Origin of the sequence: Paracoccus sp. (in: a-proteobacteria) (genome assembly GCF_035556475.1) — a bacterium.
GTDB lineage: Bacteria > Pseudomonadota > Alphaproteobacteria > Rhodobacterales > Rhodobacteraceae > Paracoccus.
Window position 1 is genome coordinate 1 of record NZ_DATMFA010000074.1, and the last position, 18,656, is coordinate 18,656.

Consider the following 18,656-nt stretch of genomic DNA (forward strand, 5'->3'; position numbering starts at 1 on the left):
TCGGGCATCGCCCGGCGCTGGTCCTGATCGCGCTGCAATATGTCATCTCTCGCAGACTGGGCCATCGCGTTGAAATGGCGGATGACGTCGCGCCGGTCAAGGATCGGCGAGGCGGTGCGAAGGGCGACCGCCTCGGACTTCGTCCTCTAGGCAGACCGCCCCGCCGCGCGCAGGATCGCCATGGTCGCGGCATGGGCCATCGCGGCGCGGCCGGTCGCAATCCTTCGTGATCCGAGGCAATGGGCCACGATCCGCACGAGGTCGGCGCGGTGCCTTGCCTCCGTCTTGTGTAGGACCGCGCGGATCTGGTTGCGAACGGTATTGAGCGAGGTCTTTCGCTGATCGGCGATGTCGGAGGTCGAGGCCCCGTCCCAGATCGTCAGCGCGATCCCGGCCGCGGTCAGGCCGAAGGCCTGTGCCAAGGCCTGTTCCGGGGGCGCGATGCCCGAGCGGCGCGAGATGAGGAACACCGTCCGTTCGGTCGAGGCCCATGGATTCTGCTGGCCGCCGGGGAATTGCGGGATCGGAAGGTTCGGATCAAGGATTTTCACGGCGAGGATATCCCATATCTGTGAGCCCTGATTGAAGGTGACGCCCAAGGGCGCGCGACCCGAGATCCTGCGCTGCTGGCCGAGCGCGGCCTCGGCCCATTCCTCGGCCCGCTCATCGCCAAAGCGCAGCCGTCCCAGCACGTCGATGCGCAGGAGCGAGGGATGCAGCCGGATCGCCCCGTCATCGGCCCAGAGGACGTGGCGCTTGTGATCGGTGACGATGACGCCCCCGGACATGCCGGGCTGCAGCGCATCGGCCGTGGCGGCGACGATCTGACCGGTCAGCCGGTTCATTACCTCGCTGACCTGAAAGGCGTGGGAGAGATGCGGCTCGAGCGCGTCGAGGAGGCGGAGCGCCCTGCCCTCGAGCCTCGACCAGTCGCGCCTGCGGATATTCAGCGAAAGCACCCAGCTGCGGCTGCCGACCGGACGCGTGCGGATCGCGACGGCGCCGACCAGATCCTCCTGCGGGCGCATCCAGTCATTGTAGAATTCCGAGCGGAACAACTCCTCGGGCGGAATGTCGGCATTCGACGGGCGCGCGACGCCCAGCGGCAGGAGTTCGGATTTCGGAACGAACGGATTGATGCTGTGGTAATAGCTGAGATAACCCTCGGCAAACTCCGGCTCGTAGCCGCTTGCGCCGGAGAGAAAGATCGCCCCCGTGCGCTGGTCATGGCCATGAAGCGAGAGTTTCGCGCCGTCGAGGCGATCCCTGATGCAGGAAAACACATCGCCCCAGCCGCAGGGATCGAGCGCGGCCCTGTGGAGCGAGGACACGATCTCGGCCTGTCCGGGGATCTGCGGCGCCATTTGGCCAGCCCTCCTCGACAATCAGGGGGGAAGGGACGCCCCTTTGAAGCGGGATGATACCACCGATTCCGGTTCCGCCGCATCATCCATGCGGACCATGCGCGGGACAGCGCAAATGGGAACGCCGCCCTTCGGGGTTTCCGACCGGGCGGCGCCGCGTTCCTGTCCTTACGAGGCTTACTGGCCGAGCTTCTTGCCGACCAGTTCCTGCACCGCGGCGGGGTTGGCCTTGCCGCCGGTCGCCTTCAGCACCTGACCGACGAACCAGCCCGCGAGCTTCGGGTTGGCGCGCGCCTTCTCGACCTGTGCGGGGTTCGCGGCGATGATCTCGTCCACCGCCTTCTCGATCGCGCCGAGGTCTGTGACCTGCTTCATGCCGCGCGCCTCGACGATCGCGGCGGGCTCGCCGCCCTCGGTCCAGAGGATCTCGAACAGGTCCTTGGCGATCTTGCCCGAGATCTCGCCCTTGGCGATCAGGTCGATCACGCCACCAAGCTGGGCGGCGGTCACGGGCGAGGTCTCGACCGTCAGGCCTTCCTTGTTCAGCCGGCCGAAAAGCTCGTTGATGACCCAGTTCGCGGCCATCTTGCCGTCGCGCCCGCCCGCGTCGCCGCCATTCACCACGGCCTCGAAATAGTTGGCGTTCTCGACCTCAGCGGTCAGCACGCCCGCGTCATATTCCGAAAGGCCCAGTTCCTTGACGAAACGCGCCTTCTTCTCGTCCGGCAGTTCCGGCATTTCCGTGGCGATGTGGTCGACCCAGGATTGCTCGATCTCGAGCGGCAGCAGGTCGGGATCGGGGAAGTAGCGATAGTCATGCGCCTCTTCCTTCGAGCGCATCGACCGCGTCTCGCCCTTGTCCGGGTCATAGAGGCGGGTTTCCTGCACGATGCTGCCGCCATCCTCCAGAATGGCAATCTGGCGGCGGGCCTCATATTCGATGGCCGCCTGGATGAAGCGCATCGAGTTCATGTTCTTGATCTCGCAACGCGTGCCGAGATGGCTGAAATCCTGCGTCTCCTGATAGCGCTCATAGGCGCCGGGCTGGCAGACCGAGACGTTCACATCGGCGCGCAGGTTGCCGTTCTGCATGTTGCCGTCGCAGGTGCCGAGATAGCGCATGATCTGGCGCAGCTTGGCGACATAGGCGGCCGCTTCCTCGGGGCCGCGGATGTCGGGGCGGCTCACGATCTCCATCAGGGCGACGCCGGTGCGGTTCAGGTCGACGAAGGACATGTTCGGGTCCATGTCGTGGATCGACTTGCCGGCATCCTGTTCAAGATGGATGCGCTCGATCCTGACGCGACGGGCGACGCCGGGAGCCATGTCCACGATCACCTCGCCCTCGCCCACGATCGGGTGGTAGAGCTGGCTGATCTGGTAGCCCTGCGGCAGGTCGGGATAGAAATAGTTCTTGCGGTCGAAGGCCGAGCGCAGGTTGATCCCTGCCTTGAGGCCAAGGCCGGTCTTGACCGCCTGCGCCACGCAGAATTCGTTGATGACGGGCAGCATGCCGGGCATGGCCGCGTCGACGAAGGCGACATGGCTGTTCGGCTCGGCCCCGAAGCCGGTCGATGCGCCCGAGAAAAGCTTCGCGTTCGACGAGACCTGGGCATGGACCTCAAGCCCGATGACCAGTTCCCAGTCCTGCTTGGCGCCCGAAATGACTTTGGGTTCCGGGGCGGTATAGGTCAGATGGTCAAGCATGGCGGTTCCCTTGGCGAGGTTGCTGGACCTTCTAGGCGCTTGGGGCGCGCCTCGCAAGGGCCGCGGGCGGGATCGCGGGCATCTCGCCCGGATGGCGGACTACCCGCTTTCGCCTAGCGGCCGTCCAGCATCCGCAATTCGCGTTGCCGGCCCGATTTCACATAGGTGACGCGGCCATCACCGATCGAATTGATCGTGCCGCCGTCGATCTTGTCGCCCAGCCGGACCGTCACCACGCGGCCATTGCGCAGCCGGATCAGCGCGCGGCTGGCATTCCCGGCCCCGATGATGCCGATGATCGTGGTGCGCCCGGTGTCGAGCGCCCGGGACTGGGTCGCGGATTTCGCGACATTCGCCGCAGTGGTGCCCCCGCGCGAGATATTCGCGGCAAGCTCAGGCTCGTCATCGACCTCTGGCGGCTTGTAGACCTGCTTGCGGGCGCGGGCGGTGCGTTCCTCGGCCTCGGCCTGGGCGCGGGCGCGGGCCTCGGCCTGGGCGCGGGCCTGCGCCTCGGCGGCGGCATCGGCCTGGGCACGGGCGCGGATGCGGGCCTCGGCCTGGGCCTGCAGCTGTTCGTCCAACGCGCGGCGGGCGGCCAGTTCCGCCTCGCTGGGTCCGGCGGGCGCGGCGGCCGCAGCCGCGACGACAGCCGGCGCGGCGGCGCCGGCGGTATCGGACGTTGCTGCATTACGGTCCGACCGGCGGGGCGGATGCGATGATGCGCTCAGGGACGACAGCCGCTTGGCGTTCGGGATCGCAGGCGAGGCATCGACCGCCGCCGCAATCGCCTTTTCGACCGCGGCATCCTGGATGCGGGCGCCGCCCGAAGGCCGTGCCGCGGGACGGGAGGAGCCGCGCAGCGATGCCGAACCACCGCTCGCGCGCGCGGGCGCGGCGCTCGCCTCGACATGGGCGGGGCGTTCCGGCGGGGCCTCAGCGGCGGAACGAAGGGCATTTTCAACCGCAGAGGGCGAAACCGCGTCGCTGACCGTCGCAGCGCCCGCAGGCTTGCGCTGCGGCCGGGCCTCGGCCAGCCGCGCGCCGGAGGAGGCCGGCAAGGACGCGGGCAGGCCACGGAGGCGCAAGTCCCTTGCCAGCGCCGCAAGCTGGCGGCGATCGGCGTCATCCAGAAGCAGTTCATCCCCCTCGGGCTGGATCAGGTCCGGCGCCGAGCCTTCGGGCCGCTGCGGCGGGCGTCCGGCGCGGCTGGTGGTCGGGGCCGGAAGGCTCGCCGGGACCGCGCGCTCGGTCACGCGGGGGGCGTTGGCACGGGTCGGGGGGCGGGCCGAAAGCTGGCTGGCCGCATAGGACATCGGATCCGACGGCACCCGGGGCGGCTCGTCGACGCGCGGAACCGAGGTGCGGGGCGTGCTGCGCCGGGGCGAAAGCTGCGGCCGAGCCGAACTGGTCAGCTGCGGATCGGGCGCAGCCACGCGCGCAACCTCCCGCACGGGTGCGGCGCTGCTCGGACGCTCGGGCCGAGGCTGGGCGCGCGGGGCCGTCGCCACCTTCGGCGCGACGACAGCGGCAGCGGCCGTCGCGGGGCGGGACGGGGCAGCGCGCGCCGGGGAAGCGGCCTGCGGCGCGGGCGCGGCTTCGCGGACAGGCGCGGCGGGTGTCGGGGCTGCGGGGGCAGTCGCCGCCTCCACGGGCGCGGCACTTGGCGGGACGACCGCCGCGGCCACCGCGGCTGCGGCGACAAGCACCCGGCGCGCTTCCTGCGGAGGCAATTGCGCGATGCTCAGCGGCGACGCGGTTTCAGGTTCGAAAGCCAATGCGGGATCGGAACTGGTCGCCGCCGCGGGGGGCAAGGCCGTTTCAGGCTGGGTGGTTGACGCCGTGTCCATCTGACCCGGCATCTCTGCGGGAATGGCCGGGGTCTCGGCGACCGGGATTTCTCCGGCGGCAGTTTCAGCGGCAGGAAGTTCGGCAGAGGGTGTCTCCTCCGCCGGGGTTTCCACAACCGGAACCTCGGCCGCCGCAATTTCAGGGGCAGGCTCGACCGTGGCATCATCGGCTGCGGGCGGCAAGGCCGCCACGCTCTCACCACCCTCGGCAGCCGGGTCCGGGGCGATCTCTCGGGTCGGCTCGCCGGCGACCGGACCCACCGAAACCGCCACAGCATCGGCTGCGGAACTGGCGACGGGAACATCGCGCGCACCGGGGGTGAGGAAGGCCCAGGCGGCAACCAGTCCCACCAGCAGAAGCACCAGCATCGCCACCAACCCCGAATGGCTGCGGCGATAGCCGACAGGCTGCGGACGCGGCGGTGCGGAAGGGGCGGCCCCGACAAGACGCGCCTGCCGGGCCTCCGATGCGCGCTGATGGACCGCGCGGGCGCGGGGATTGAGCTGATCGGCAGGCTCGGCCCCGGCGGGTTGCGGGGCGGGCGCTTCGGCTTCGGGCGCCGCGACAGGCTCGGGCGCGAAGAGGGTCGCGGAGGCGGAGTTGGCCAGTTCCTCGACGTCAGGCTCGGGTGATGCGTCAGGCTCCGGTGATGCGGCGGCCTCGGCCGCCTCGGCCCCCTTCTCACCCTCCGCCTCGGGCTCGCTCACGACCTCGGGCTGCTGGTCTTCGGAAAGAGCGGCGGGCGCCTCATCAGGCGCGTCCTCATCGGCATCCGCGGGCAGCATCAGCTCGGCCGCGGTCACGCTGGCCTGCGCCGGGTCGATCCGGGGGCGGCGGCGCTCGGGGATGCAGAGGATGAAGGCCGGCTCGCCGCGGAACTGTTCTCCCTCGGGGGCGGCGCAGAAACGCTGCCCTTCGAACCCGTAGTCGCGCGCAAATTCCAGCGCCTCGCGCAGAGTCTGGCGCGCCACCGCGGCGACGCGCACGCTGTCGCCATCCCCCTCCCAGTCGAAGGAAAGCTCTTCGATCGGATAGGGCGTCAACCCGTCGAGCGACCGGGCGACGGCCCCTTCGCGATCACCAGAAGGCGCGATGGTCAGCGTCGTATAAAGGATCTGGTCGTCGGGAATGACGAGGGTGACGGCAAGCGGAACCTCCTGCCCCTCGCCTGTCGCCATCATCCTGAGCCGGCCCAGCATCTCGCGGAACTCCGGCTCCTCGAAATCGACGGAACCCAGATGCCGCCAGGCGGATTGCGACTGGTCCGATCCCTCCGGGGCAGCAACATCACGCTTTTGCAGATGCACGGCCTCGCCGCTGAAAGACAGGGCATATTCGGAGACGGAATCAAGCGACATCTATGGGTTTTGCCTTGCGGTTCCGGGCGCCGTGGCGCGCAAACAAATCGTTTGCATGAACTACCCCAGAACGGGCCGCGTGAAAAGCAGAACACCTTTTTGTGAGGGATCGGAAACCGTCCCTCGTGGTTATATCGTTTCGACTGCAACACCTTGCGGCGATATCGCTTTTCGCCGCACCAAGGAGATGACCACATGTCCCCTTTCCGACCCTTCCTGACGGCAGCATCCCTGGTTGCGCTGCTGGCCGCGCCCGCCTTCGCGCAGGCCCCCGCACCCGGTCCGAACGATCCGCCGCCGCCCGGGGCCGGCCATCACCGGATGGGACCGCATGCCGCGAAGCTGAGCGTGACCGGCCATGGCAAGGCGACCGCCGCCCCGGACCTTGCGCAAATCACGCTGGGCGTCAGCACCGAGGCCGCGACCGCCGAAGAGGCGATGAGCCAGAATTCCAGCCGGCAGAAGGCGGTGATCGATGCGCTGACCGCCGAAGGGGTCGAGGCGCGTGACATCCAGACCGCGGGCCTGAACCTCTCTCCCAAGATGGTCTATGAGAACAACCAGCCGCCAAAGCTGGTGGGCTATGTGGCGCAGAACACCGTGAATGTCCGCGTCCGCGACATCGACGGGTTGGGCGCCGTGCTTGACCGCCTCGTCTCAACCGGGGCGAACGAGATCAGCGGCATCAGCTTCTCGCGCGAGGACATGACCGAGGCCGAGGACGAAGCGCGCGCCGATGCGGTCAAGGATGCCCGCCGCCGCGCCGAACTGATGGCCGAGGCCGCCGGCATGACGCTGGGCCAGATCCGAATGCTGTCGGACGGGGCCGCGCCTGCGGGTCCGCCCCGCCCGATGATGGCGATGCGCGCCGAGGCCAAGGCCGATGGCGCGCCGATCGCGGCGGGCGAGCTGGAGGTCACGGCCGAGGTCAGCGCGGTCTTCGACCTACTGCCCGCGGGCGACGAGCCGGTCGCGCCCGAGGCGCCCGAACCCGCCGAGTGATCCTGCGGGATCCTGGAGACCAGATGAAGAAGGCGGGGGAACCCTTTCCGCCGCCTTTCCTTTTCAGGAGGTCGCCGCCGCCAGCGCCTGATCGAGATCGGCGATGATATCCGCCGGATCCTCGATCCCGATCGAGAGGCGCACCACATCCGGTCCCGCCCCCGCCGCGATCTTCTGCGCGTCGGTCAGCTGGCTATGCGTGGTCGAGGCGGAATGGATCACCAGCGAACGGGCATCGCCGAGATTGGCGACATGGCTGAAGAGCTTCAGGTTGTCGACCAGCTTGACGGCGGCGTCATAGCCCCCCTTGATCGAGAAGGTGAAAAGCGCCCCCGCTCCCTTCGGATAGACCCGGCGCGCGGTCACATGCCAGGGCGAGGAGGGAAGCCCGGCATAGGAGACCGAGGCGACGCGCGGATCCTGTTCCAGCCATTCCGCGACGATACCGGCATTCTCGATATGCTTAGCCATGCGCAGGCCCAGCGTCTCGATACCCATGAGCGTGTAATGGGCGGCCTGCGGGTTCATGGTCATGCCAAGATCGCGCAACCCGATCGCGATGCCGTGGAAGGTATAGGCGAGGTTGCCGAAGGCCTCGTGGAACTTCAGCCCGTGATAGGCGGGCTCGGGCTCGGACAGGCTGGGGAACTTGCCCGAGGCGGACCAGTCGAAGGCGCCGCTGTCGACCACGACGCCCCCGGTCACGGTGCCGTTTCCGGTCATGTATTTCGTGAGGCTGTGGACCACGAGGGTCGCGCCCATCTCGATCGGCTTGCAGAGCCAGGGCGTCGCCAGCGTGTTGTCGACGATCAGCGGCAGGCCGACTTCCTCGGCGAGTTTCGCCACGGCCGGAATGTCGGTGACATAGCCGCCGGGATTGCTGATCGACTCGCAGAAGATGGCGCGGGTGTCATCGTCGATCGCGGCGCGAAGGGCATCGAGATCGTCGAAATCGACGAATTTCGCGCCCCAGCCGAAGCGTTTTATGGTCTGGCCAAACTGGGTGATGGTTCCGCCGTAAAGCCTTGTCGAGGCAACAACATTCCGGCCCGGCCCCATCAGCGGGAAGAGCGCGAGGATCTGGGCGGCATGACCCGAAGAGCAGCAGACCGCCCCCGCCCCGCCCTCGAGCGCGGCGATGCGGGATTGCAGCGCCGCCACCGTGGGATTGGTCAGGCGCGAATAGATATAGCCCAGTTCCTGCAGACCGAAGAGGCGGGCGGCGTGGCCCGCGTCTTTGAACACATAGGCGGTGGTCTGATAGATCGGCACCTGCCGCGCGCCCGTCGCCGGATCCGGCGCGGCACCGGCATGGATCGAGGCAGTGTCAAATCCCCAGTTCTCGGACATGGTCAATCCTCCTGTCGTTCGGGCGCAGAGTAGGGGCAGGCCGGGGGGACTGGCAACGGGGAAGAAAAATCCCCGGCGCCGCGCGGGTGGCGCGGGCACCGGATGGGTATTTGGGAAACGGTGAAAGCGCGCGCTAGCCGCGCAATTCCCGGATCAGGGCGGCGAGATGCTCGGTCGAGGGATCGTGGCCCGGTGCGGCTTCTCCCTCGAGGAGAGGTGCGACCTTGAGCGCGAGCTCCTTGCCGAGTTCGACCCCCCATTGGTCGAAGCTGTTGATGCCGAGGATGGCGCCCTCGACAAAGACGCGATGCTCGTAGAGGGCCACGATCTGGCCCAGGACGAAGGGCGTAAGCTCGGGGAAGAGGAGCGTCGTCGAGGGGCGGTTGCCCGGAAAGACGCGGTGGCGGGCCTGCCGTTCGAGTTCGGCGCCCTCGAGGCCCTTCGCGCGCATCAATTCGCGCGCCTCGTCGAGGCTGCGGCCGCGCATCAAGGCCTCGGACTGGGCGAGGCAATTCGCGGCGAGCAGCAGGTGGTGATGGGCAAGTTGTGGTTCATGGCCGCGGGCCGCCAGCATGAATTCGCAGGGGATGATCTCGGTGCCCTGATGGATCAGCTGGTAGAAGGCGTGCTGGCCGTTGGTGCCCGGCTCGCCCCAGATCACCGGGCCGGAGGGCAGGGTCAGGTCGCTGCCATCCATTGCGACGCGCTTGCCGTTCGATTCCATCTCGAGTTGTTGGAGATAGGCCGGCAGCCGCCCGAGCCGGTTGTCATAGGGCAGCACCGCCCGCGTGCCATAGCCGCAGACCTGATGGTGCCAGATCCCGACCAGCGCGAGGAGGATCGGCAGGTTCCGGTCATCGGGGGCGGTTTGGAAATGCCGGTCCATCGCCAGCCCGCCGGCGAGGAAGCTGTCGAAGGCATCCGGGCCGATCGCGATCATCAGGGACAGGCCGATCGGCCCCCAGATCGAGTAGCGGCCGCCGACCCAATCCTCGAAGCCGAAGACGCGGTCGGCGTCGATCCCCCATTGCGCGGTCTTGCCGAGCGCGGAACTGAGCGCCGCGAATTGCGCGGCGGGGAGCGTCACCGATCGCGCCATCCAGTCCCGCGCCGTCTGGGCGTTGGTCATGGTCTCGATCGTGGTGAAGGTCTTCGAGGCCACGATGACCAGCGTGGTCGCGGGATCGAGGGCCTTCAGCGTGTCGGCGATATCGGCGCCATCGACATTCGAGACGAAATGCACCCGCGGCCCGTCGTGATAGGGCGCGAGCGCCCGCACCGCCATGGCCGGGCCGAGATCCGAGCCGCCGATGCCGATATTCACGACATCGGTGAAGCGGCCACCCTGCCCCGCGAACTCGCCGCTGCGGACCCGCGCCGCGAAATCGCGCATGTGCTGATGGATCTCGCGCACTTCGGGCATCACGTCGCGCCCGTCGACCGTGACGCTGCCGTCAAGATTACGCAGCGCGGTATGAAGGACGGCGCGATCCTCGGTCTCGTTGATCCGCGCGCCGGCGAACATGGCCTCGCGCCGCCGGGCGACCGGGGCCGCAAGTTCGAGGAGCAGGTCGCGGGCGCCCGCGTCGATCGCGGTCTTGGACCAGTCGAGGACCAACCCTTCGGCCGCGGTCGCATAGCCCGTCGCGCGGTCGGGATCGGCGGCGAAAAGCGCCTCGATCCGAAGGTCGCCCTGCTTTTGCCGGTATTCGGCCAGCCGGTTCCAGATATCGCTCATGTCAAAATCACTCTGCCCAATGCACGCAAATATCGCCAAGAAAAGCACGGATCGGCGCGTCCTTGGGATCGAGAGACTGGGCGCGGGTCAACGCCTCGCGCTTCTCGGCGCCGGTAATCATCAGATGGGTCGAGATCGCCTTCTGCAGGGCGGGTGCCGTCAGGGTGATCCGCGGCTCGTCCCTGACGCTGCGGACCGCCATGACCAGGGGCGCGTCGGGCGCGAGGGCAAGCGCGGTCTCGGGCGCGCCGGGAAAGAGGCTTGCAGTATGCATGTCGGCGCCCATCCCCAGCAGCAGGACGGTGATCGGCAGAAGCGGCGCGATCTGGTCCGACAGCGCCTCGGCCGCCGCTTCGGGCTCGGCATCGCCGGTATAGAGGTCGATATAGCGCGCGCCTGCCGCCTTGTCGGTCAGCAGGTGGCGGTGGAGGAGGCGGCTGTTCGAGCGCGCGTGGTCGCGCCCGACCCAACGCTCATCGTTCAGGAAGACGCTGACGCGCGGCCAGTCGAGGTCGCTGCCCGAGAGCGTGTCAAAGACCGGGCCAGGCGTGCTGCCACCGGGGACGCAGAGGCTTGCGGTCTCATTCGTGCGCAAATGCTGGGCCAATTGCCCAGAGATCTTGCGCGCCAGCGACAGGGCCAGCATCTCGCGGTCGGGATATTCGATGAATTCCAGCGTCATGGCCTGATCTCCCTCCAGCGGCGGTTGTCGCGGTGCAGAAGGCGCAGCGCCTCCTCGGGACCGCTTGAACCCGCATCATAGGGCTCGGGGCGTTTCGATCCAGCCTCCCATTCGGCGATGATGGGATCGGTCCAGGCCCAGGCCGCCTCGACCTCGTCCCCGCGCATGAAAAGCGTCTGGTTGCCGCGGATCACGTCCATGATCAGCCGCTCATAGGCGTCGGGCATGTCGGTCCCGTTCGCGCCGAGCGCGTCGGCAAAGCTCATGTCCAGCGGCACCTGCACCAGTCGCATCCCGCCGGGCCCCGGCTCCTTGATCATGACGGTCAGGTCCATGCCCTCGTTCGGTTGCAGCTTGATGACAAGCTGGTTCGAGCGCGGGCCCTCGGCCTCGTCGAAGATCGAATGCGGGGGCGCCTTGAAGGTCACCACGATCTCGCTGGTGCGGGCGCGCAGCCTCTTGCCGGTGCGCAGGTAGAAGGGCGTGCCGGTCCAGCGCCAGTTGGCGATGTTCACCTTCAGCGCGACATAGCTTTCGGTGCGCGAGTCGGGGTGGTCGACATCCTTGGTGTAATCCGCGCCATTGCCGCGATACTGGCCGCGCACGATGTCGTCGGGGGCCAGCGGTTCAAGCGCGCGGATCACCTTCAGCTTCTCGTCCCTGACCGCGTCGGGGTCGAAGTGATAGGGCGGCTCCATCGCGATCAGGCACAGAAGCTGCATCATGTGGTTCTGCACCATGTCCCGGATCGCGCCGGAATGGTCGTAATATTCGCCGCGCCCGCCCACGCCTACGGTCTCGGCGACGGTGATCTGGACGTGATCGACATATTGTGCGTTCCAGAGCGGCTCGAACAGGATATTGGCGAAGCGCACCGCCATCAGGTTCTGGACGGTTTCCTTGCCGAGGTAATGGTCGATCCGATAGATCTGGTTCTCGGCGAAGTGCCGCGCCAGCGTCGCGTTCAGCTCACGCGCGGTGGCAAGGTCGCGGCCGAAGGGCTTTTCGACCACGATCCGGCTTTGCGCATCCGCGATGCCGTAATCGGCAAGACGCTGGGCGATATCGCCGAACAGCGCCGGCGCGACCGAGAAATAGAAGGCATGGACGGTGCCGGGCCGGATCCGCGCCTTCAGCTCCTCCCACCCGTCGGTGCCGCGCGCGTCGATCGGCACATAGCTGAGATGGGCCAGAAAATCGTCGAGCCGGGACATGTCCTCGCTGGCGGTGGTGAATTCGGTGATCGCCTCGCGCGCCTCGGCCCGGAAGGCCGCGTCGTCCTGTTTCGTCCGCGCGGCGCCAATGATCCGGGCTGAACCCGGAATATGCCCGGCGATATAGCGTCGATAAAGTCCCGGCAGGATCTTGCGATGCGCGAGATCACCTGTCGCGCCGAACACCACAAGGTCGAACTCCTCCACCGGAATGATGCGCGAAACCATCAAGCCCTCCTCGTTTCCTGGCTTGGGACTATCGCCCGTTAGCGATAACATCAACCCTGCCGTCATCGAAGCCAACCCTCGCCCGAACTTGCCTGCGCTGCAACACCGGACCCTGCCAGCCGCTCGATGGATTTGGCAAGACGCGGAAGTCTTGCGCGGCGCATCAACTCCTTGCGAGTAAGGGCGCTGCCGGCAAGACGGGCACGCACCTCGGTCGCGGCAACGGCTGCAAGCACCGGATCAGGCGTGGCGAGGAAAAGATCGCGCAGGAATTCATCGGGATGGACGGCGCTGAGGCCGACCGAGGCAAGCGTCCCGCGCGGAAAGTCGCGCAGATTGGCGGTGACGATCTGCGCAGCACCTGCGGCCAATGCGGCCTCGACCACATGGCGGTCGGCCGGGTCGGGCAGGTCCAACCCCTCGGCCCCGCCGGAGGGCAGCACCATCGCCTGCGGGAAGCGATCCTGAAGCAACGCGATCTCGACTCCGGCGGCAAGGTTCTGCCGATCGGCCGCGAGGCGCCATTCGTCAAGAATGCGCTGCGACCAGACCGGCTGGAACAGACCCGCCGCCGCCACATCGCTCAATATCTCACGCAGGATGGTGGGATAGAGAACGCAGGCGTCGAGGACCACCTTCATCCGTCGAGCCGGAAGAACAGGGCCTTGAGATAGCCGGTCTCGGCCAGTTGCGGTAGCGTCGGGTGATCAGGCCCGGCCTGCCCGGTATGGAGAAGCTGCATCCGCCGCCCGCCGCGACCGATGCCGCGCGCGCTTGCGTTGCGGAACGAGGTCAGGTCGGCCGCATGGCTGCACGAACAGAGGCCCAGATAGCCCCCCGGCGCGACCAGCGGGGCGGCCAGTTTCGCCACCCGCTCATAGGCGCGCAAACCGGCCTCCAGCGCGGGTTTCGCGGGCGCGAAGGCGGGCGGGTCGCAGATCACCACGTCGAATTGCGCCCCATCGGCCGCCAGCGCCTCCATCTGCGCGAAGGCATCGCCCTGCCGCGTGGTCAGGCGGTCGGCGGCGCCCATCGCCTCGGCCCCGCCACGGGCGAGTTCCAGTGCAGCGGCGGAGCCGTCGACGCAGGTGGCGTGGGACGCGCCCGCCGCCAGCGCCGCAAGGCCGAAGCCGCCGACATGCGAGAAGACGTCAAGCACGCGCTGGCCCTTGGCGAGGCGCTGCGCGAAGGCATGGTTCGGGCGCTGATCATAGAAGATGCCGGTTTTCTGCCCCTGCATCAGGTCGGCAAGATAGATCGCGCCGTTCATCGACACTTCCACCGGGCCAGCCACGTCGCCGCTGAGGATCTCGGTCCGCTCGGTCAGGCCCTCGAGGCCGCGCGCCCGGCCCTGCCCATTCAGGACGACCGTGGAAACGCCGGTCACGTCGCGCAGGACCGCGGCGATTTCGTCGGCCATACCCTCGGCCCATGCGGCGTTGGGCTGGATCACGGCGGCATCGCCGAAACGGTCGATGATGGTGCCCGGCAGGCCGTCGGCCTCGGCATGGACCAGCCGGTAGAAGGGCTTGTCGAACAGCCGTTCGCGGAGCGCCAGCGCGCGCGTCAGACGCTCGGCCAGCCAGTCGCGGGTGATCCGCGCCTCGGGATCGGGGTCCATCATCCGGGCGATGATCTTGGAATTCGGGTTGACCGTCACCAGACCCATCGGGCGATGCTCGGCATCCTCGAGAATGGCAAAGCTGCCCGGAGCAATCGCGCGGGTGCGGCGGTCCGTCACCAGCTCGTCGGCAAAGACCCACGGGAAGCCGTGGCGGATCGCCTGCGGCTTGGACTTGGGACGCAGTCGGATGGTGGGCAGATCAACAGTCATTCTCGGGCCTCGTTCGAACGGCCGAGGATTGCCACGACCCGGCGTGCGGAGCAAGTGTCACGCGGTTGAACCGTTATCGCTAACGGCCTATATTAACGGATCAGGAGGACGCTAGCCATGACCCTGCACGCCACCGTCGACCGAGTGACCGACCGAATCCGCGAACGATCGTCCCGCACCCGCGCCGCCTATGAGGCCAAGATCGCGCGCGCTGCCGAGGAAGGACCGCGACGGGCGCATCTCTCCTGCGGCAATCAGGCCCATGCCTATGCCGCCATGCCCGACAAAGAGGATTTCGCCGCCGCGCGCAAGCCGAATATCGGCATCGTCACCGCCTATAACGACATGCTCTCGGCGCATCAGCCCTATGAACGCTATCCGGGCCTGATCCGCACGGCCGCCCATGCGGCGGGCGCGACGGCGCAGGTCGCGGGCGGCGTGCCCGCCATGTGCGACGGCGTGACGCAGGGCCGCGCGGGGATGGAGCTGTCGCTTTTCTCGCGCGATGTCATCGCCCTCGCCTCGGGCGTGGCGCTGTCCCATGACACCTTCGACGCGGCGCTTTATCTGGGCGTCTGCGACAAGATCGTTCCGGGCCTTGTCATCGCCGCCGCGACCTTCGGGCATATCCCGGCGGTCTTCGTGCCGGCGGGGCCGATGCCCTCGGGCCTGCCCAATGACGAGAAATCGCGGATCCGTCAGCAATTTGCCGCCGGCGAGATCGGGCGCGATGCGCTGATGGCCGCCGAGATGGCCAGCTATCACAGCCCCGGCACCTGCACCTTCTATGGCACCGCGAACTCGAACCAGATGCTGATGGAGTTCATGGGCCTGCATCTGCCGGGGGCAAGCTTCGTGAACCCGAACACCCCCCTGCGGGACGCGCTGACCGCCGCCGCCGTGCAGCGCGCCTCCGCGATCACGCGCCTTGGCAACGACTACCTGCCCGCGGGCGAGGTGCTGGACGAGCGCGCCTTCGTCAACGGCATCGTCGGGCTGATGGCCACGGGCGGCTCGACCAATCTGATCATCCACCTTCCCGCCATGGCGCGGGCGGCGGGCGTGATCCTTGATCTGGAGGATTTCCACGACCTGTCGGAGGCAGTGCCGCTGATGGCGCGGGTCTATCCGAACGGGCTGGCGGATGTGAACCATTTCCACGCCGCGGGCGGGCTCGGCTTCATGATCGGGCAATTGCTGGAGGCCGGTCTGCTGCACCCGGACGTCAGGACGATCGCGGGCGGCGGGCTCGACCTCTATGCACAGGAGCCGCAATTGCGCGACGGTCAGGTCCATTGGGTCGAGGGCGCGCGCGCCTCGCTGAACGACAAGATCCTGCGTCCGGCAAGCGATCCCTTTGCCGTGACGGGCGGGCTGAAGCAGCTTGACGGCAATCTTGGCCGGGGCGTCATCAAGGTCTCGGCCGTGGCGCCCGAACGCCATGTGATCGAGGCTCCGATCCGCGTCTTTGCCGATCAGGAGGAGGTCAAGGCCGCCTTCAAGCGCGGCGAATTCACCGAGGACACCATCGTCGTTGTCCGTTTCCAAGGCCCGCGCGCGAACGGGATGCCCGAACTGCATTCCCTGACGCCGACGCTGGCGGTGCTGCAGGATCGCGGGCTGCGCGTGGCGCTGGTCACAGATGGGCGCATGTCGGGCGCCTCGGGCAAGGTGCCGGCCGCGATCCATGTCTCGCCCGAGGCGGCGGATGGCGGCCCCCTCGCCCGGCTCCGGGATGGCGACATTCTGCGGCTGGACGCGGTGGCAGGAACCCTCGAATGCCTGACCCCCGGGTTTGATGCGCGCGAGAATGCGAGTTTCGATCCGGCAAGCTCGGCCGAGGGGATGGGGCGCGAACTCTTCCGCGCTTTCCGCGCCCATGTCAGCCCCGCGACGGAAGGTGCGGCGGTCGTCGTCTGACGGCGGGGCTCAGGCGTTGCCCGCCGCGGCCTCGGGCTGCGTCGGCGGGCCGAAACGGTCGACCATACGCTCGCGGATCTGGTCGCGGATCATGCGGTAGATCGCCAGCTTCGCGTCACGCGATTCCGCAAGCCCCAGCGGGTCCATGATCGGCCAATATTCCACATCGAGATGCGAAACCCGCGTCAGCTCCAGCGCCTGCCGCTGGCTGGCCGGGGAAAGCGCCACCACGAGGTCGAAACTGCCAAGGTCATCGCCCCATTCCTTCATCTCGGCGAAGGAACGCGAGCGATGCTTCGAGATCTCGACCCCGATTTCCTTGCAGACGGCGATGGCGAAGCCGTCCACCTCCATGTCGTTCTTGACGCCGGCGGATTGCACATAGGCCGCGCGGCCATAAAGGTGCTTCATCATCCCTTCGGCCATCGGGGACCGAATCGCGTTATGGTCGCAGCAGAACAGGATCGAATGTGGGATCGGCCCCGCCACGGATCACTCCGGGATCAGGGCGCAGATCAGGGTGAAAAGCCTGCGCGACGTGTCCATGTCGACCTCTGCCTTGCCCTCCAGCCGCTCGCGCAGGGTGCGCGCGCCCTCATTGTGGATGCCGCGCCGCGCCATGTCGATGGCCTCGATCTGGGCGGGCGGCAGGCGCTTCACCGCGTCGAAATAGCTGGCGCAGATCTGGAAGTAATCCTTCACCGTCTGGCGGAACGGCCCCATGGAAAGGTGGAACTCGGCGACCTTCTCGCCCCCCTCGGTCGAGATGTCGAAGACGAGGCGCTTTTCGCGCAGGGCCAGCACCAGCGCATAGGGGCCGGCGGGGGCTGGATGCCCCTCGCGGCCGGGCACGCCGAAGCTGTTCTCCTCGAGCAGGTCGAAGACCGCGACGCGGCGGTCCTGCTCCATCTCGGGCGAGGGCGGCGGCAGCGCGCTGTCGTCGATCTCGATCCGGCAGAGGCGCGCCGTCACCGCGATCCGTGTCATTCGCGCGACCCGTTCAGGGCGCTGATGCGCGAGGCGACGGACAGGCCATGCGCCGACAACCCCTCGGAGGCGGCGAGGCGAACCGCCGCGGGTCCGATGGCCGCAAGCGCCTCGGGCGTCAGCCGCGCCATGGTCGTGCGCTTGAGGAAATCCATGACCGAGAGGCCGGAGGAAAAGCGGGCCGAACGCGCGGTCGGCAGCACATGGTTCGGGCCGCTGACATAATCGCCCACCGCCTCGGGGGTCCAGCCGCCAAGGAAGATCGCCCCGGCATGGCGCGTCTTCCGGGCCAGCGCCTCGGGGTCGTCGACACAAAGCTCCAGATGCTCGGGCGCGATGCGGTCCGAGAGCGCCGCGGCCTCGTCCAGATCGCGCGTCACGATCACCGTGCCATAGTCGCGCCAGCTTGCCCCGGCGACGGCCGCGCGCGGCAGGGTGGGCAGCAGACGCTCGACCTCGGCCACGACAGCGGCTGCCAGCGCCGCATCGGGGGTGATCAGGATCGACTGCGCATCCGCGTCATGCTCGGCCTGCGCCAGCAGATCGAGGGCCAGCCATTCGGAATTCTGCGCGCCCTGGGCGATGACCAGCACCTCGGACGGGCCCGCGATCATGTCGATCCCGACGCGGCCAAAGACATGGCGCTTGGCCGCCGCCACATAGGCATTGCCGGGACCGGTGATCTTGTCGACCGGCCGGATCGTCTCGGTGCCATAGGCCATGGCCGCGATCGCCTGCGCGCCGCCGATGCGATAGATCTCGTCGACGCCGGCAAGCTGGGCGGCAAGCAGGACCAGCGGATTGACCTGACCCGAGGGCGTCGGCACGCAGATCACCAGCCGTTCGACCCCGGCGACGCGGGCGGGAATGGCGTTCATCAGGACCGAGGACGGATAGCTCGCCTGCCCGCCCGGCACATAGAGGCCAGCGGCCGATACCGGCGTCCAGCGCCAGCCGAGCGTCGCGCCCTCCGGGTCGGTCCATTCGACGTCATCGGGCATCTGGCGGGCATGATAGGCGCGGATCCGGTTCGCGGCCATCGTCAGCGCGGCGCGATCCTCGTCCGAGACCTTTGCGACCTCGGCCTCGATCTCGGCCTTGCCGAAGGCGAGCCTCTCCGGGGTCAGTTCCATCCGGTCGAAGCGGCCGGTCAGGTCGACCAAGGCTTCGTCGCCCCTTTCGCGGACATCGGCGATGATCGCCGCCACGACATCGTTCACATCGGCCGAATCCTCGCGCTTCATCGACAGCATCGCACGGAAGCGCTGCTCGAAATCGGAATCGGCGGTCGAGAGGTGGATGGGCATGGTCACGCTCGCACTGGTTGGACCTTGTTAACTTCTGCCGCGCGGGGGCTCAAGCGGCCAGAGGCGCGGCATGGCGCGCACCCCGCGAGGTGACAGGTCCAGATGGTTATTGGAAAG

The 18,656-nt window shown here is 67.9% G+C and carries 14 protein-coding genes; 2 read left to right on the forward strand and 12 right to left on the reverse strand.

Going from position 1 to position 18,656, the window contains the following annotated elements:
- Positions 1-146: 146 nt before the first annotated feature.
- From VNQ78_RS09255 to VNQ78_RS09265, 3 genes are all read right to left on the reverse strand, one after another.
- Positions 147-1,364 carry a hypothetical protein gene (locus tag VNQ78_RS09255; RefSeq protein WP_325688934.1) on the reverse strand — a complete coding sequence of 406 codons (1,218 nt, stop codon included), beginning with the start codon at positions 1,362-1,364 and terminating at the stop codon, positions 147-149.
- A gap of 177 nt (positions 1,365-1,541) precedes the next feature.
- Positions 1,542-3,071, reverse strand: a complete 1,530-nt coding sequence (gatB, locus tag VNQ78_RS09260) for an Asp-tRNA(Asn)/Glu-tRNA(Gln) amidotransferase subunit GatB (protein WP_325688936.1) — start codon at positions 3,069-3,071, stop codon at positions 1,542-1,544.
- A 113-nt stretch (positions 3,072-3,184) separates the two neighbouring features.
- Positions 3,185-6,277, reverse strand: a complete 3,093-nt coding sequence (locus tag VNQ78_RS09265) for a hypothetical protein (RefSeq protein ID WP_325688938.1) — start codon at positions 6,275-6,277, stop codon at positions 3,185-3,187.
- 195 nt (positions 6,278-6,472) lie between these two features.
- Between VNQ78_RS09265 and VNQ78_RS09270 the strand changes: the two genes are divergently transcribed.
- On the forward strand, positions 6,473-7,279 hold the full coding sequence (locus tag VNQ78_RS09270; protein WP_325688940.1) for an SIMPL domain-containing protein: 807 nt from the start codon (positions 6,473-6,475) through the stop codon (positions 7,277-7,279).
- Between the two features lie 63 nt (positions 7,280-7,342).
- Here VNQ78_RS09270 and VNQ78_RS09275 read toward each other — a convergent pair whose 3' ends face one another.
- The 6 genes from VNQ78_RS09275 to VNQ78_RS09300 form a co-directional block, all read right to left on the reverse strand.
- Positions 7,343-8,629 carry an O-acetylhomoserine aminocarboxypropyltransferase/cysteine synthase family protein gene (locus VNQ78_RS09275; RefSeq protein ID WP_325688941.1) on the reverse strand — a complete coding sequence of 429 codons (1,287 nt, stop codon included), beginning with the start codon at positions 8,627-8,629 and terminating at the stop codon, positions 7,343-7,345.
- Positions 8,630-8,762: 133 nt separating this feature from the next.
- Positions 8,763-10,367: a glucose-6-phosphate isomerase gene (gene pgi / locus VNQ78_RS09280; protein ID WP_325688943.1), complete on the reverse strand. Its 1,605-nt coding sequence runs from the start codon at positions 10,365-10,367 to the stop codon at positions 8,763-8,765.
- Positions 10,368-10,374: 7 nt separating this feature from the next.
- Positions 10,375-11,049 (reverse strand): 6-phosphogluconolactonase, encoded by a 675-nt coding sequence (gene pgl, locus VNQ78_RS09285; RefSeq protein ID WP_325688945.1) that lies wholly within the window; start codon positions 11,047-11,049, stop codon positions 10,375-10,377.
- On the reverse strand, positions 11,046-12,491 hold the full coding sequence (zwf, locus tag VNQ78_RS09290; RefSeq protein WP_325688947.1) for a glucose-6-phosphate dehydrogenase: 1,446 nt from the start codon (positions 12,489-12,491) through the stop codon (positions 11,046-11,048). The genes pgl and zwf overlap by 4 nt, the downstream gene beginning before the upstream one ends.
- Before the next feature lie 62 nt (positions 12,492-12,553).
- On the reverse strand, positions 12,554-13,132 hold the full coding sequence (locus tag VNQ78_RS09295) for an RSP_2648 family PIN domain-containing protein (RefSeq protein ID WP_325688949.1): 579 nt from the start codon (positions 13,130-13,132) through the stop codon (positions 12,554-12,556).
- Positions 13,129-14,325 carry an RSP_2647 family RNA methyltransferase gene (locus tag VNQ78_RS09300; protein ID WP_325688951.1) on the reverse strand — a complete coding sequence of 399 codons (1,197 nt, stop codon included), beginning with the start codon at positions 14,323-14,325 and terminating at the stop codon, positions 13,129-13,131. Before VNQ78_RS09300 ends, VNQ78_RS09295 begins: the two co-directional genes overlap by 4 nt.
- Positions 14,326-14,442: 117 nt before the next feature.
- On the opposite strand from VNQ78_RS09300, the gene edd reads away from it, so the two are divergent.
- Entirely contained in the window at positions 14,443-16,245 is a 1,803-nt protein-coding gene (gene edd / locus VNQ78_RS09305; RefSeq protein ID WP_325688953.1) for a phosphogluconate dehydratase, read from the forward strand.
- Between the two features lie 9 nt (positions 16,246-16,254).
- Here edd and VNQ78_RS09310 read toward each other — a convergent pair whose 3' ends face one another.
- Genes VNQ78_RS09310 through hisD form a run of 3 tightly spaced genes read right to left on the reverse strand, consistent with a single transcriptional unit; the run spans position 16,255 to position 18,539 of the window.
- On the reverse strand, positions 16,255-16,734 hold the full coding sequence (locus tag VNQ78_RS09310) for a low molecular weight phosphatase family protein (protein ID WP_325688955.1): 480 nt from the start codon (positions 16,732-16,734) through the stop codon (positions 16,255-16,257).
- A gap of 3 nt (positions 16,735-16,737) precedes the next feature.
- Entirely contained in the window at positions 16,738-17,232 is a 495-nt protein-coding gene (locus tag VNQ78_RS09315) for a UPF0262 family protein (RefSeq protein WP_325688957.1), read from the reverse strand.
- Positions 17,229-18,539: a histidinol dehydrogenase gene (hisD, locus tag VNQ78_RS09320; RefSeq protein ID WP_325688959.1), complete on the reverse strand. Its 1,311-nt coding sequence runs from the start codon at positions 18,537-18,539 to the stop codon at positions 17,229-17,231. Before hisD ends, VNQ78_RS09315 begins: the two co-directional genes overlap by 4 nt.
- Positions 18,540-18,656: the final 117 nt, after the last annotated feature.

What these genes read in the sequence shown, in the direction of transcription:
- pgl (WP_325688945.1), bottom strand. Translation starts at nt 11,049, where the DNA reads ATGACGCTGGAATTCATCGAATATCCCGACCGCGAGATGCTGGCCCTG.
- zwf (WP_325688947.1), bottom strand. Translation starts at nt 12,491, where the DNA reads ATGGTTTCGCGCATCATTCCGGTGGAGGAGTTCGACCTTGTGGTGTTC.
- VNQ78_RS09265 (WP_325688938.1), bottom strand. Translation starts at nt 6,277, where the DNA reads ATGTCGCTTGATTCCGTCTCCGAATATGCCCTGTCTTTCAGCGGCGAG.
- VNQ78_RS09275 (WP_325688941.1), bottom strand. Translation starts at nt 8,629, where the DNA reads ATGTCCGAGAACTGGGGATTTGACACTGCCTCGATCCATGCCGGTGCC.
- gatB (WP_325688936.1), bottom strand. Translation starts at nt 3,071, where the DNA reads ATGCTTGACCATCTGACCTATACCGCCCCGGAACCCAAAGTCATTTCG.
- VNQ78_RS09300 (WP_325688951.1), bottom strand. Translation starts at nt 14,325, where the DNA reads ATGACTGTTGATCTGCCCACCATCCGACTGCGTCCCAAGTCCAAGCCG.
- pgi (WP_325688943.1), bottom strand. Translation starts at nt 10,367, where the DNA reads ATGAGCGATATCTGGAACCGGCTGGCCGAATACCGGCAAAAGCAGGGC.
- hisD (WP_325688959.1), bottom strand. Translation starts at nt 18,539, where the DNA reads ATGCCCATCCACCTCTCGACCGCCGATTCCGATTTCGAGCAGCGCTTC.
- VNQ78_RS09255 (WP_325688934.1), bottom strand. Translation starts at nt 1,364, where the DNA reads ATGGCGCCGCAGATCCCCGGACAGGCCGAGATCGTGTCCTCGCTCCAC.
- VNQ78_RS09315 (WP_325688957.1), bottom strand. Translation starts at nt 17,232, where the DNA reads ATGACACGGATCGCGGTGACGGCGCGCCTCTGCCGGATCGAGATCGAC.
- VNQ78_RS09270 (WP_325688940.1), top strand. Translation starts at nt 6,473, where the DNA reads ATGTCCCCTTTCCGACCCTTCCTGACGGCAGCATCCCTGGTTGCGCTG.
- edd (WP_325688953.1), top strand. Translation starts at nt 14,443, where the DNA reads ATGACCCTGCACGCCACCGTCGACCGAGTGACCGACCGAATCCGCGAA.
- VNQ78_RS09295 (WP_325688949.1), bottom strand. Translation starts at nt 13,132, where the DNA reads ATGAAGGTGGTCCTCGACGCCTGCGTTCTCTATCCCACCATCCTGCGT.